We start from the raw sequence: 13,889 nt of genomic DNA on the forward strand, positions 1-13,889 counted from the left end.
ATATGCAGAAAAAAACCAGCGTCGCGCACTGGACGGGCAGAGTCCTGGGCGCTCTGGTGGTGTTGGCATTACTTGCCGACGCCGGTGTGAATATTTTCGCGCCCCAAGTCCTCGCAAAAAACATGGAGCTGACCGGATTCCCCGATCACCTCTCCTCTGTCATTGGCAGCATAATCCTGGTTTGCACCGTGCTCTACATGATTCCGAGAACCGCCGTGTTGGGCGCAATACTGGTGACAGGATTCCTGGGTGGTGCCATTTGCACCCATTTGCGCCTGGGTGAATTGGGCTCCGCCTCGCAGATCATCAGTGGGATGTTGGGCATTGCGGCCTGGGCTTCGCTTTACCTGCGCAGCGATGCCGTCCGTTCTCTGCTGCCGTTGGTTGAAAGCAAAGGGCGAGTATCGCGATCTGTCCTTCAGACTTTCCTTAATAGACGCCGACGGTGGTGAGTCAAACGACTGGACATCGAACCCTGTGCCAACCCCATAGCCCTGTGACGGCTCCGTAGGGCCATCAAGCACCCACCGAACACTCGCTTTCATCACCGGATAAAACAGTGTCTGTCCAGAAATCGCACGTGCTCAAACCCGTGCTGCCTATCTCGTATGAGCAGATGGATCGCTTGGTCGCGTCGATACAGCCTACGCTTCTCGAAGAAGCGTTCAGTAGCATCATCGGTATATTGCGAGGTGGAGGCCCCTTAGCGCTGATGGTCTCGCATGCCACGGGCGTTGAACCGGCCTTTTTGCGCTATTACCGGGTCGATCGGAGCGTGATTTGGGACTCGTCGATCCCCCTTCCTCCTCCAGGCAGCAAGGTGTTGCTCTGTGAAGACATCGCTGGCACCGGGCACACCCTGAAGGACTGCCTGGCATTCTTGCAGCGCAGGGGATTGATCGTGAGGGTTTTCACTGTCGGCTTTGACGACCTAAGCGGTATACGCCCCGATTACGGGCTGGACGGGCGAGGGTATTTCTTGCAGTTCCCTTGGGAGCGCCAAGCCCTTACCTGCGCCTATCGCGATCGCTGGATCGACACCGGTGGCGGGCGTACCGGCAGGATGGCCCATGACCATGATTACGACGTGTACGCCATCGACCTCGACGGAATACTGCTTCCAGATATCCCGCTCCAACGTTATGCGGCGGACTTGAGTGCGGCGCTTGGCGAACGCGACCGCCTCGAGCCCTTCAAGCAGCTGCCACCTCTGGGGCGGGTGAAGGCGATTATCACCGGGCGCCCGGAGATGGATCGCGTTCGTACTCAAGCCTGGCTAAGCCAGCACGGCCATGGCGGGACACCGCTGATCATGAGAGATACCCGCTCGTGCAACGACAGCCCAGAACAGGTTGCCCTCTACAAAGCCCGGGCATGCGTACAATTGGGGTGCACGCACTTCGTTGAAAGCGACCCGACACAAGCGATCCTGATCGCGCAGCAAGCGCCTTTGCTGCGGGTCATCTGGTGGGATGCCGGGTGCGGCCGGGGAAGATTGATCGGCGCGGCAGATTGGAAACACGGTACGCCTGGGGCGCCATCCTGAACGCGAAAATGGCGAACACGCCGCTGGTTATCACTGCGGGCCACGCTGGTTATCATCCACAGCAGCGCAACAAACAGAGCAGTGAACAGCTTTGATCGAGGCATCCGGGGTCCGTTTCCATGACAATTGCGAAGCTTTTCTCATCTCTTCGCTTCGGAGAAAATTTTTATTGCACGAGAATCGACGAACCCGGTCGCATAAATATCAGTGCTGTGACTCAGGTTCCACTCTCAGAGTGACGCCGTTTCGCCAGAAAGCCTCCACGCGTTGAACAGACGCAAACAAGGAACGCTCCATGCCCCCACGCTCCGGTCCCGCCTCCGCTTCGCCATTGCCTGAAGACACCGGTTTCGTCCGGGTGCGTGGCGCCCGCGAGCACAACCTCAAGAATGTCGACGTCGACATCCCTCGCGATGCCCTGGTGGTATTCACTGGCGTGTCGGGGTCGGGCAAGTCGTCGCTGGCCTTTTCCACGCTTTATGCCGAAGCCCAGCGCCGTTATTTCGAGTCAGTCGCGCCTTATGCCCGGCGCCTGATCGACCAGGTGGGCGTGCCGGACGTGGACAGTATCGAAGGTCTGCCGCCAGCGGTGGCCTTGCAACAGCAGCGCGGCACGCCCAGCGCGCGATCCTCGGTGGGCAGCGTCACCACCTTGTCGAGCCTGATCCGCATGCTCTACTCCCGAGCGGGTAGCTACCCGGCCGACCAACCGATGCTGTACGCCGAGGATTTCTCGCCCAACACGCCTCAGGGGGCCTGCCAGCAGTGCCACGGCCTGGGCCGGGTCTATGAAGTGACCGAAGCGTCCATGGTGCCGGACCCTTCGTTGACCATCCGCGAACGCGCCGTGGCGGCCTGGCCCATGGCCTGGCAGGGCCAGAACCTGCGAGACATCCTGGTAACCCTGGGTTATGACGTCGACGTTCCTTGGCGCGACCTGCCCAAAAAGCAGCGTGACTGGATTCTCTTCACCGAAGAAACCCCCACTGTCCCGGTGTACGCCGGGCTCACCCCGGCCCAGACCCGCGCAGCCCTCAAGCGCAAACTCGAGCCCAGCTATCAAGGCACGTTCAGCGGCGCCCGACGCTACCTGCTGCACACGTTCATGCACTCCCAAAGCGCCCAGATGCGCAAACGCGTGGCGCAATACATGCGCGCCAGCCCTTGCCCGGTGTGCGAAGGTAAACGCCTCAAGCGCCAGGCACTGACGGTGACCTTTGCCGGCCTGGACATCGCCGAACTGTCCCACCTGCCGTTGCTGGAACTGGCCGAGGTGCTCAAGGGCGTTGCCGCCCCCGATTATCTGGCACAAGCCGAGGAACCGGGAACAACCCTCACCCACCAGCAAACCCGCGAGGCCCGCGAGCAACGCGCCGCCCGGGGTGAAAATCCCCACGCCGGTGGGCCTGATGCACGCCACACCCACAATCTGTCCCTGGAAAAACGCCTGGCCGCCCAACGCATCGCCGCTGAATTGCTGGAGCGCATCGTCACCTTGATCGACCTGGGCCTCGGCTACCTGGCCCTGGAGCGCAGCACACCGACGCTGTCTTCCGGCGAGCTGCAACGCCTGCGCCTGGCAACCCAGCTCAACTCCCAGCTGTTCGGCGTGATCTATGTGCTGGATGAACCCTCCGCCGGCCTGCACCCGGCCGACAGCGAAGCGCTGTTCCAAGCCCTGCAACGCCTCAAGGCCTCGGGTAATTCGGTGTTTGTGGTCGAACACGACCTGGACACCATGCGCCGCGCCGACTGGCTCATCGACGTCGGCCCCGACGCGGGGGAACAAGGCGGAAAAATCCTCTACAGCGGTCCACCCGCGGGCCTGCGGCAGGTGCCGGAGTCACGCACCCGCGCCTACCTGTTTGCCCAGAACAGCGCTGCGGGGCGTACGCCTCGAACACCCAAGGATTGGCTACGCCTGGAAGGCATCACCCGCAACAATCTGGATAACCTCAGCGCCGCCTTTCCCTTGGGTTGCTTCAGCGCCGTGACCGGCATTTCCGGCTCGGGTAAATCCAGCCTCGTCAGCCAGGCCCTGCTGGACCTGGTGGGTGGCCATCTGGGCCAGGCCAGCCACAACGCCGAAGCCGACGAACAAAGCCTGGAAGATGAACCGCTGCAAACCAGCGGTGGCCACGTCACCGCCGGACTCGAGTCGGTCAAGCGGCTGGTCCAGGTGGACCAGAAACCCATCGGCCGCACCCCGCGCTCCAACCTCGCTACCTACACCGGGCTGTTCGATCACGTACGTAAATTGTTCGCCGCCACGCCTCAGGCGCAGGAACTGGGTTTCGATGCGGGACAGTTCTCCTTCAATGTCGCCAAAGGCCGTTGCGAAACCTGCGAGGGCGAGGGTTTCGTCAGCGTCGAGCTGTTGTTCATGCCCAGCGTGTATGCACCCTGCCCCACGTGCCACGGGGATCGCTACAACCCCCAGACCCTTGAAGTGAACTGGCAGGGGCTGAATATCGCTCAGGTGTTGCAACTGACCGTGAACCAGGCGCTTGAGGTGTTTGCCGAGCAGGCGTCGGCGAAGCGCTCACTGCAAGTGCTGCAGGATATCGGGCTGGGTTATCTGCGCCTGGGCCAACCGGCCACGGAACTGTCCGGCGGCGAGGCCCAGCGCATCAAACTGGCCACCGAGCTGCAACGCAAAGCCCGGGGCGCCACTTTGTACGTGCTGGATGAGCCAACCAACGGCTTACATCCCCAGGACGTGGATCGCTTGCTGGTGCAATTAAATCGCCTGGTGGATGAAGGCCACAGCGTGGTTGTGGTGGAGCATGATATGCGCGTGGTGGCGCAGAGTGATTGGGTCATCGACATCGGCCCGGGCGCTGGGAGCCAGGGCGGGAAAGTCGTGGTATGCGGGGCTCCGGCGAAGGTCGCGAAATGCCAGGAAAGTCGAACGGCGGCCTTTCTGGGCAGGGTGCTGCAGCCTGGAGGTTGAAGGGCAACCTGCCTGGCGCACGGCCTGTGGCGAGGGGGTTATCCCCGCTGGCTGCGCAGCCAGCGGGAGCGCTCGTCAAACCGTACGCGAATACTGGACCGTCTGGTCCACGCCCAGGTACGCGTCGAAAGCCATGGCCACGTTGCGCATCATCAATTGCCCCTGGGGCAGCAGCACCAGCGAGTCGGGGTGGATCTCCAGCAGTCCGTCGCGCACCAGTTCCTCAAGCCGGACCAGGGCATCGGCAAAGTACTCGTTGAAACCCACACCGTGACTGATCTGGATCCGGGTGAAATCGATCCGTCCATGGCACATCAATTCGCTGATGACCTCGCGGCGCAACCGGTCATCGTCGCTCAGGCGATAGCCACGCTGCACTGGCAGCAGGCCTTGATCCAGGCGAGCGTAGTACTGGGAAAGCTCCTTGACGTTCTGACCATAGCTGTCACCGACCTTACCGATCGAAGACACACCCAGGCCGATCAAATCGCAATCGGCATGGGTGGAATACCCCTGGAAGTTGCGTTGCAGCGTGCCCTGGACCCGAGCGCGCACCAACTCGTCGTCCGGCAAGGCGAAATGGTCCATGCCGATGTAGACATAACCGGCTTCGGTCAGACGATTGATGGTCAGTTCCAGCAACTCCAGCTTGCGCTCCGGCGGCGGCATGTCTTCGGGTCGGATCATCCGTTGCGCCCGCACCCGTTGCGGCAGATGCGCATAGCTGTAGGCGGCGATCCGGTCAGGACGCAGGGCGATGATCTTGCTCAGGGTCACATCGAAACTGGCGATGGTTTGCAGCGGCAAGCCGTAGATCAGATCGACACTGACGGACTTGAAACGCGCCAGCCGGGCCGCCTCCACCAACTCGACGACCTGGGCCTCGCTCTGCACCCGATTGACCGCGGCTTGCACCTGGGCATCGAAATCCTGGACGCCGAAGCTCAGGCGATTGAACCCCAGCTGGCGCAACCCCTGGATCTGTTGCGCATCGATGGTCCGCGGATCAACCTCGATGGAAAACTCATGGGCGTCACTGTCGTCCATGTCGAACGCCTGGTGCAGGCACTCCATCAGATCGGCCAGTTGCTCATGGGTCAGATAGGTCGGCGTGCCACCGCCCAGGTGCAGTTGCGTCAGTTTGCGCGAACGGTCGAACAACGCCGCCTGCAGGCCGATCTCACGCTTGAGGTAAGTCAGGTATTCAGCGGCGCGATGAGTCTTGCGAGTAATGATTTTGTTGCACGCGCAGTAGTAGCAAAGGCTCTGGCAGAACGGAATATGGATGTAGACCGACAAGGGTTTGGGCACCGGGGCCTGGTTGCTCAGCTCGGCGGCCTGGCGGTACTCATCCATGGCAAAGGCCTGATGGAACTGCGGGGCCGTCGGATAGGAGGTGTAGCGCGGCCCCGGACGGTCGTACTTCTCGACCAGGGCGCGATTGAAAGCGGATACAGCATTCATGATGGGGTCAACCTGTCAAAGGGGCCGGTCAAAGTGCCTGCGTCGTCGGGAACTGGATCGAACAGATTGCAGATCGCATCCACACTCAGGCGCCCGGCGGGCAAGATGCCAATAAAACGGCTGGTCAATTCGATCAAACCCTGGCTGCGCAATACCTCCAGCTGCGGCCAGATGGACGCGAAATAATCGCGCAACACCACGCCGAAACGCGCTTCCATGGCCGGGATATCCAGCTCCAGGTCGCAGGCAAGTTGCTCGGTCACTGCGGCCCTGAGCAGGTCCTGCGCTTCACAGCGCCAGCCGCGACACACAGGCAACTGCCCGGCGTCCAGCTGCTGGCAGTACTCCAGCAGGTCATCGGTGTTCTGCACGTACAAGTGTTCGATCTGGGTGATGGCCGACAGGCCGAAACCCAAGTGGTCACAGCAACCGCGCCGAGTGAAACCCTGGCAATTGCGGTGCAGGCGCCCGTGCTCTTGGGCGACGGCCAGGTCATCGTCCGCCCTGACGAACTGCCCCAACCCGATGTAGTGATACCCCGCCCCGGTCAGTTGCTCGCAGCAGATTTGGCGCATGGTGTCTGTATCGGCCTGGCTGCTGAAGGCATCCGCCGCTTGGTGTTTTTTCGAACGATAACGATACGGCGCATGGGCGTAGTCGAACACATGCAGCCGGTCGGGCTCCAGTTCGATCAGCGTGGCCAGTTTGCGCGCGAAGCTGTGGGGCGTTTGCCAGGCATGGCCATAACCGAGATCGATGTTGATGGAACGGAAACCGAAGGTTCGCGCGGCATCGATCAGCGAATGAATCGGTGCCGGGTTCTGATAGCAATCCACGGACAAATCGCTGTCCAGGCCAATGTCTGGCACGCCGATGCTGACGTGGGTGAACCCTTGGTCGCGAATCAGCCCCATGGTGGACCAGTCGGTGTGATGCAGGTCGACCTCGATGCTGTGTTCGGCGCTGTCGTATTCACAGAACTCGAAACGTTTGCGCAGGTCATCCATCAGCCGCTGCAAATGGGCGATCACCGGCGTACCGCCAGTCAGGCAGAACGCCTCGACCCGACGCCCTGCGCCCAAGTGACAACCGACCAGTCCGATTTCATAGGTCAGGTGTTGCAGATAGCCCTCGATCTCGCCACACCGGCACACGCTCGCCAGGGGCGAACACGATGACAAACGCAAGCGCGAAGGCAGATGCACCGCCAGGGACAGCGGCCGCCGTTTATGGCGGCTGTCGCGCAACTCCCGAAGCAGATCGAGCGAGCCAACCCCCGTATGGAATTTGCGCGTACCGACCGGGCAATCGACATCAGCCACCGCCGGGGTACGGCGCGGGGCTCGATCGCCGGGGGTGTGGAACAGGTCGAACATGACAATCTCCGAATGGCTGCGCAGGCACAGTGTCGGACTTGTCCCGATGGGTCGCCTTGACCTGTATCAAGCGCCCTGCATACGCCCCGCAACCGCTCACCAGGTCAGGTAAAACATCCCCTTGGCCAACAGCACGATTGCCAGCAGATGAATGAACACGCTGGTATGGATGATCTGCACGTAACGGGCGTTCATGCGGGCGCTTCTGAACAGCCACATGGCCCAGAGGAAATGCCCGAGTACGCTGCCCGCCAAGGCTATTTTCAGGCCCAGCAGCAACCCGAAAGAAGACTCCCATGGCGCGGAAAGCGTCGGCCAGTACCGCAGCCAGACCATGGCAGCGCCGGCACCGAACAGCGTCAGCAACACCCAGGGCATCAACTGCCGGGCACGCCGGCTGATGCCCTGTTCCAGCAGCACCATGACTTTGGCGGGCAGCTGTTTGCGGATGCTCTCCAGGAACAGCACCTCGAAGAACACCGTGCCAATGAAAACCAGCGCGGCAAACAGGTGCAATGTCAGGAATAGCGGATAGCTCATGGGCTCCTCGGTCGCCCCTGAATCATCGGGCGATGGTTTAGTCGAGGTTATCCCGCGGCTTCGGATTGGGGGTTGATGCCAATCAAGGAAATCCGATACCGCACCTGTGGGAGCGAGCCTGCTCGCGATAGCGTCGGTTCGGCTTGCATCCCATCGACTGACACACCGCTATCGCGAGCAGGCTCGCTCCCACAAGGGTTGTGCAACCCAAAAAACGTCAACAGAACGTTATCTGTTGCTGAAGTCGTTCCGACCGTTGATCAGCCCGTTCGTTTTTTTGACGCTCAGCCGATATGCGGTCACAACTTTTGCGCTCCTGCGGGTCATAACACGGTGGCCGCCGATGGAATATTGGCTTCTACCGTGGTTCCAGCCCGATACGGAGATAAGCTCATGATTTTCAACGTACAAAATTTTGGCGCCAAAGGAGATGGCATCACCGACGACACGGCGGCAATACAAAGTGCCATTGATGCGGCGGCTGCCGCAGGCGGCGGGCAGGTGTACATGCCGACCGGGACTTACATCGTTTCGGCCGGCGAGGAACCCTCCGACGGTTGCCTGATGCTCAAGAGCAACGTCTATTTGTACGGCGACGGCATGGGCGAAACCACCGTCAAGGTGGCCGACGGCTCCGACACCAAGATCACCGGCATCATCCGCTCGGCCTACGGTGAAGAAACCCACGATTTCGGCGTCAGCCATCTCACCATCGACGGCAATCGCGACAACACCACAGGCAAGATCGACGGCTGGTTCAACGGCTACATTCCCGGCGAAGAAGGCTACGACTCCAACGTCACCCTCGACAGCGTCGAGATCAAGGATTGCTCCGGGTACGGCTTCGACCCCCACGAGCAGACCGTCAACATGGTCATCAAGAACAGCGTGTCCCACGGCAACGGCCTGGACGGTTTTGTTGCTGACTTCCTCAGTGACAGCACCTTTGAAAACAACGTCGCCTACGACAATGACCGCCATGGTTTCAACGTTGTCACCAGCACCCACGACTTCACCCTCACCAATAACGTTGCCTACAACAACGGCGGCAACGGTATCGTGGTGCAGCGCGGCAGCGAGGACATCCCCTCCCCCAGCAACATCACCATCACCGGCGGCGAGGTGTATGGCAACGGCGGCGAAGGCGTACTGATCAAGCTGTCCAGCGACGTCACCGTCAGCGGCGTCGACATCCACGACAACGCCAGCGCCGGGATCCGCATCTACGGCAGCAACCACGTTGAAGTCATCGACAACACCCTCAACAACAACTCCCTGGGCAATCCGGTACCGGAAATCATCATCCAGTCCTACGACGACACCCTGGGCGTGTCCGGTCGCTACTTCAACGGCAGCGACAACCTGATCCAGGGCAACATCATCAGCGGCAGCGACCTGTCGACCTACGGCGTTGCCGAACGCAACGAAGACGGCACCGACCGCAATGCGATCATCGCCAACACCATCAGTCACACCAGTAAGGGCGCGACGCTGGTCTATGGCGACGGCAGCTATGTCAGCGCCACGGTACCGGTGACCACCGTGCAAGGTACCGCCGGCAACGACACCTTGCTGGGCAGCGCCGCCAACGAGATTTTCTACGGCGGTGCCGGCAATGACACCATCAATGGCGGCGCGGGTGACGACATCCTGGTGGGTGGCGCGGGCATCGACAGACTGACTGGCGGCACCGGCGCCGATACGTTCCGCTTCGCCAGCCAGTCCGACAGTTACCGCAACGCCACCACCAGCTTCGACGACACCATCACTGATTTCGACGTTACCCAGGACAAGATCGACCTCGCGGGCCTGGGCTTCACCGGCCTGGGCAATGGCCGTGGCGGCACATTGCAGATCAGCTACAGCGCCAGCAGCGACCGCACCTACATCAAGGATTACGATGCCGACGCCAGCGGCAATCGCTTCGAGCTGATTCTGTCGGGCAACCTGACCAGTACCCTGACCGCCAGCAACTTCATCTTCAATCGGGTGGTCACCGGCACCAGTGGCAGTGACTCGCTGATCGGCAGTGACTCGGCCGACACCCTGCTGGGTCTGGCGGGCAACGACAGCCTCAGTGGTGGCGCGGGCGACGACAAGCTCGACGGCGGTGCCGGCATGGACACCCTCACCGGTGGCACCGGGGCCGATACCTTTGTGTTTTCCAACCGTCTGGACAGCTACCGCAACTACAACACCGGCGGCGTCAACCTGGGCGATGTGATCACCGATTTCGATGTCAGCGCCGACAAGATCGATCTGTCGGCCATGGGCTTCACCGGCCTTGGCGACGGCAAAAACGACACCGTGTACGTGGTACTCAACAGCGCCGGGACCAAGACCTACATCAAATCCCTGACCGCCGACGCCAATGGCAACCGCTTCGAAGTGGCGCTGGAGGGCAACTACCTCGACACATTGACCGGCGCCAATTTTGTCTTCGCCACCGCCTCGCCCACCAATCAGGCACCGGTGTTGGCCACGCCGTTGCTGGATCAGAATGCGACCGAAAACACTCCGTTCAGCTACGTGGTGCCGGCCACCAGTTTTACCGACCCGGACAACGACAGCCTCAGCTATACCGCCACCCTCGCCAACGGCAGCGCCCTGCCCGGCTGGCTGGTGTTCGATGCCGCCAGCCGCACATTCAGCGGCACGCCAAGCGATACAGCATCAGGCACGTATTCCATACAGGTCACGGCGACCGACGGCAGCAACGCCACCGTCAGCGACAGCTTCACCCTGGCGGTGCAGGACGTGCCCGCCGCGCCCATCGTGATCAATGGCACGCCGAACAACGACACGTTGACCGGTACCGCGGCCAACGAACAACTGTATGGCGGCGCCGGTAACGACACCCTCAATGGCGGGGCTGGCAACGACATTCTGGTGGGCGGCACTGGCGTGGACAAACTCACCGGCGGCGCGGGTGCCGACGTGTTTCGCTATACCTCCAAACTCGACAGCTACCGCACCAGTTCCACCAGCGCCAGTGACCAGATCCTCGATTTCGACGTGGCCGCCGACAAGATCGATGTATCGGCCCTCGGCTATACCGGTCTGGGCAATGGCCAGGGCGGCACGCTGCTGGTGACCTATAGCAGCTCGACCAACCGCACCTACCTCAAAGACCTCACGGTCGATGCCAACGGCAACCGTTTCGAAGTGTCGCTGGCGGGTAACCTGGTCAGCAGCCTGACCGCCAGTCATTTCGTCTTCGCCGACGAGAACACCCCCAGCAATGTGGCGCCCGTGGTGGTTATCCCCCTGCTCGACCAGAACGCTACCGAAAGTACGCCGTTCACCTACACCGTGACCTCCGACAGCTTCAGCGACGCCAATCAGGATGTGCTGACCTACACCGCCACCTTGGCCGATGGCAGTGCCCTGCCCGCCTGGCTGAGCTTCAATGCCAGCAATCTGACTTTCGCTGGCACACCCACCAGCACGGCAGCAGGCAACTACAACGTACTGGTCAAGGCCACCGATCCGTCAGGTGCCTCGGTGAGCGACAGCTTCGCCCTGGCAGTGGCCGATGCGCCGGCCAATACCATCACCGGAACCAACAACGCCGAATCCCTCACTGGCACCGCGGGCGCGGACTTGATCCTCGGCCTGGGCGGCAACGACACGATCAGGGCCGGCACTGGCGCGGACATTGTCGATGGTGGCGCCGGTCGCGACGCGTTGTACGGTGGCGACGGTGCCGACACCTTCCGCTACACCAACGTGCTCGACAGCTACCGCGACTACGACACCGGCGGGGTCACGGCCACGGACACGATCTATGACTTCACCGTGGGCGTCGACAAGATCGACGTCTCCGGCCTGGGCTATCTCGGCCTCGGCAATGGCAGCAACGGCACGCTGTACATGACCCTCAACTCGGCCGGCGACAAGACCTATGTCAAATCCAGCGAAGCGGATGCCGACGGCAATCGCTTCGAAATCGCCCTCAGCGGTAACTACCTCAACACCCTGACCGCCGATGACTTCGTGTTCGGCGAGCGCGCCCAGCAGGACATCCTCTACCTGCCAACCCTCGGCCAGTCCAATGCGCGCCTGCTGCGCATGACTGAGGACGATGATCAGTCCGGTACGTCGATGCTGGTCAATGACCTGAACAAGTACACCTCTTATGACGTACGCAGTCAGTTCGAGGATGCCGACGGCAATGGCATCGACATCGCGGTGGGTGGCAGTACGGTCAATGGCCTGTCGACCCTGGGCGCCGAGGAGCTCAAGTTGTGCTGGTGGCTGACCGACACCAACCAACCGGGGCCTGCGCTGTTGCGCGCCGTGGCGTTGTTGCAGGATCAGCTTGCCGAACTCAGGGCCATCGACAACGTCACCATGGGCATTGTTTGGGGCCAAGGCGAGGAAGCGGCCCAGGAAATCGCCCGCGCCTCCGACAAGGAAGCTGCGGCGGCGGCCTACAAGACCGCAACGCTGGCCGTGTTTGATTACCTGCACGCCCAGTTCGGCAGTTTCAACGTGTACCTGATGGAGACCGGGCACTACCAACAGGACGCGGCGCGTGCCCGTGGCTATTCGGAAGAAAAGATCGCCGACATTGTCGAAGGTGTCGGTTATGTCCGCGCCACCCAGGAGGCCATCGCCGCCGAGCGCGCGGACGTGAAACTGGCCGTGGACTACACCGATCTGCCCTTGCGCTACGAAGTCGACCCACTGGTGTATCCCGACGACGTCTGGCACTTGCACGAGGAATCGGCGGAAATCGTCGGCCAGCGCCTGGCCGATTACATCGCCGATGACCTGGGTTTCCAGGGCAATCCTGATGACAACAACAGCGTGCAGGACATATTCGACGATGCCCAGAACGAAGGCGGGATGATTTCCGGTACCGACCAGGCAGATACGCTGGTGGGCAGCTCGGGCAACGACACCCTGGACGGAGACCTGGGCGCCGACAGCTTGACCGGCGGCGACGGCAACGACATCTATGTGGTCGACAACGCGTTCGACAGCGTGGTGGAAAGCAACACCTCGACCGCACAGATCGACACGGTGCAGGCCTCGGTCAGTTGGACGTTGGGCGATAACCTGGAGAATCTGGTGCTCACCGGCGTATCGGACATCAACGGCACCGGCAATGAACGGCGCAATTTCATCACCGGTAACGCCGCCAACAACGTGCTTGATGGCGCCGCCGGGGCCGACAGCATGAGCGGGGGCGATGGCAACGACACTTACTATGTCGACAACACCGGCGATACCGTGATCGAGACCAACAGCAACCCGGTGTCTGGCGGGATCGACAGCGTGCACAGCAGCTTGACGGCCTATACCCTCAACAACAACGTCGAAAACCTGTACATCGATACCCCCGACGCCGCCAATGGCACCGGTAATGCGTTGGACAACATACTGTTTGCCGGGGCCGGCAACAACGTGCTGGACGGCCGTGATGGAAATGACACGGTCTCGTTCGAACGGGCCATGGCCGGTGTCACGGCCACCCTGTCCACCTCCGCGCAACAGAACACCGTGGGTTCGGGCCTTGACACCTTCAAGTATGTCGAGAACCTGACCGGCAGTGCCTACGCCGACAACCTGACGGGTAACAGCGGCGCCAACGTGCTCAACGGTGGGGCGGGCAACGATACGCTGGTGGGTGGCTCGGGCGATGACCGGTTGATCGGCGGCGCAGGCACTGACAGCCTGAGCGGCGGTACGGGTGCAGACACATATGCATTCGAAGCACTGTCGGACATGGGCATCGGGGCGCTACGCGATGTCATCAGCGGCTTCAAGAGCACCGAGTTCGACCAACTGGACTTCACCGGGTTGGACGCCAATCCGCTGACCGCCGAGATCGACACCTTCACGTTCATTGGCAGCAATGCCTTTAGCGCCGATGCCACCGGTCAACTGCGCTTTGCCGATGGCATCCTCTACGGCAGTGTAAATGCCGACGCCAGCGCCGAGTTCGAATTCGAACTGGTGGGGGTCAAGGAGCTGCATGCCAGCGACTTCACGGCCTGACGGG

The 13,889-nt window shown here is 61.5% G+C and carries 7 protein-coding genes; 4 read left to right on the forward strand and 3 right to left on the reverse strand.

Features of this window, described 5'->3' with window-relative positions:
- Positions 1 to 2 precede the first annotated feature (2 nt).
- The 3 genes from QOM08_RS14670 (at position 3) to QOM08_RS14680 (ending at position 4,499) form a co-directional block, all read left to right on the forward strand.
- Positions 3 to 452: a DoxX family protein gene (locus QOM08_RS14670; protein ID WP_173406915.1), complete on the forward strand. Its 450-nt coding sequence runs from the start codon at positions 3 to 5 to the stop codon at positions 450 to 452.
- Positions 453 to 559: 107 nt separating this feature from the next.
- Positions 560 to 1,546, forward strand: coding sequence for a phosphoribosyltransferase (locus QOM08_RS14675; RefSeq protein ID WP_281459179.1), 987 nt, complete (start codon positions 560 to 562; stop codon positions 1,544 to 1,546).
- A gap of 295 nt (positions 1,547 to 1,841) precedes the next feature.
- Positions 1,842 to 4,499 carry an excinuclease ABC subunit UvrA gene (locus QOM08_RS14680; RefSeq protein WP_188250812.1) on the forward strand — a complete coding sequence of 886 codons (2,658 nt, stop codon included), beginning with the start codon at positions 1,842 to 1,844 and terminating at the stop codon, positions 4,497 to 4,499.
- Positions 4,500 to 4,574: 75 nt separating this feature from the next.
- Here the strand turns inward: QOM08_RS14680 and hemN are convergent, their stop codons facing one another.
- The 3 genes from hemN to QOM08_RS14695 form a co-directional block, all read right to left on the reverse strand.
- The gene (gene hemN, locus QOM08_RS14685) at positions 4,575 to 5,963 is read right to left on the reverse strand and encodes an oxygen-independent coproporphyrinogen III oxidase (protein WP_188250811.1); all 1,389 of its coding nucleotides are present in this window, start codon (positions 5,961 to 5,963) and stop codon (positions 4,575 to 4,577) included.
- On the reverse strand, positions 5,960 to 7,339 hold the full coding sequence (locus tag QOM08_RS14690; RefSeq protein ID WP_047225814.1) for a coproporphyrinogen III oxidase: 1,380 nt from the start codon (positions 7,337 to 7,339) through the stop codon (positions 5,960 to 5,962). The genes hemN and QOM08_RS14690 overlap by 4 nt, the downstream gene beginning before the upstream one ends.
- Before the next feature lie 96 nt (positions 7,340 to 7,435).
- The gene (locus tag QOM08_RS14695) at positions 7,436 to 7,879 is read right to left on the reverse strand and encodes a CopD family copper resistance protein (protein ID WP_047225813.1); all 444 of its coding nucleotides are present in this window, start codon (positions 7,877 to 7,879) and stop codon (positions 7,436 to 7,438) included.
- Between the two features lie 393 nt (positions 7,880 to 8,272).
- On the opposite strand from QOM08_RS14695, the gene QOM08_RS14700 reads away from it, so the two are divergent.
- Positions 8,273 to 13,885 carry a putative Ig domain-containing protein gene (locus QOM08_RS14700; protein WP_316911781.1) on the forward strand — a complete coding sequence of 1,871 codons (5,613 nt, stop codon included), beginning with the start codon at positions 8,273 to 8,275 and terminating at the stop codon, positions 13,883 to 13,885.
- The last annotated feature ends 4 nt before the right edge of the window (positions 13,886 to 13,889 follow it).

Origin of the sequence: Pseudomonas sp. P105, assembly GCF_032614175.1 — a bacterium.
GTDB classification, from domain to species: domain Bacteria; phylum Pseudomonadota; class Gammaproteobacteria; order Pseudomonadales; family Pseudomonadaceae; genus Aquipseudomonas; species Aquipseudomonas rhizophila.

Bases quoted from the DNA above. Each gene is read 5' to 3' on its own strand.
- QOM08_RS14670 (WP_173406915.1), top strand. From the start codon at position 3: ATGCAGAAAAAAACCAGCGTCGCGCACTGGACGGGCAGAGTCCTGGGC.
- QOM08_RS14680 (WP_188250812.1), top strand. From the start codon at position 1,842: ATGCCCCCACGCTCCGGTCCCGCCTCCGCTTCGCCATTGCCTGAAGAC.
- hemN (WP_188250811.1), bottom strand. From the start codon at position 5,963: ATGAATGCTGTATCCGCTTTCAATCGCGCCCTGGTCGAGAAGTACGAC.
- QOM08_RS14690 (WP_047225814.1), bottom strand. From the start codon at position 7,339: ATGTTCGACCTGTTCCACACCCCCGGCGATCGAGCCCCGCGCCGTACC.
- QOM08_RS14695 (WP_047225813.1), bottom strand. From the start codon at position 7,879: ATGAGCTATCCGCTATTCCTGACATTGCACCTGTTTGCCGCGCTGGTT.
- QOM08_RS14700 (WP_316911781.1), top strand. From the start codon at position 8,273: ATGATTTTCAACGTACAAAATTTTGGCGCCAAAGGAGATGGCATCACC.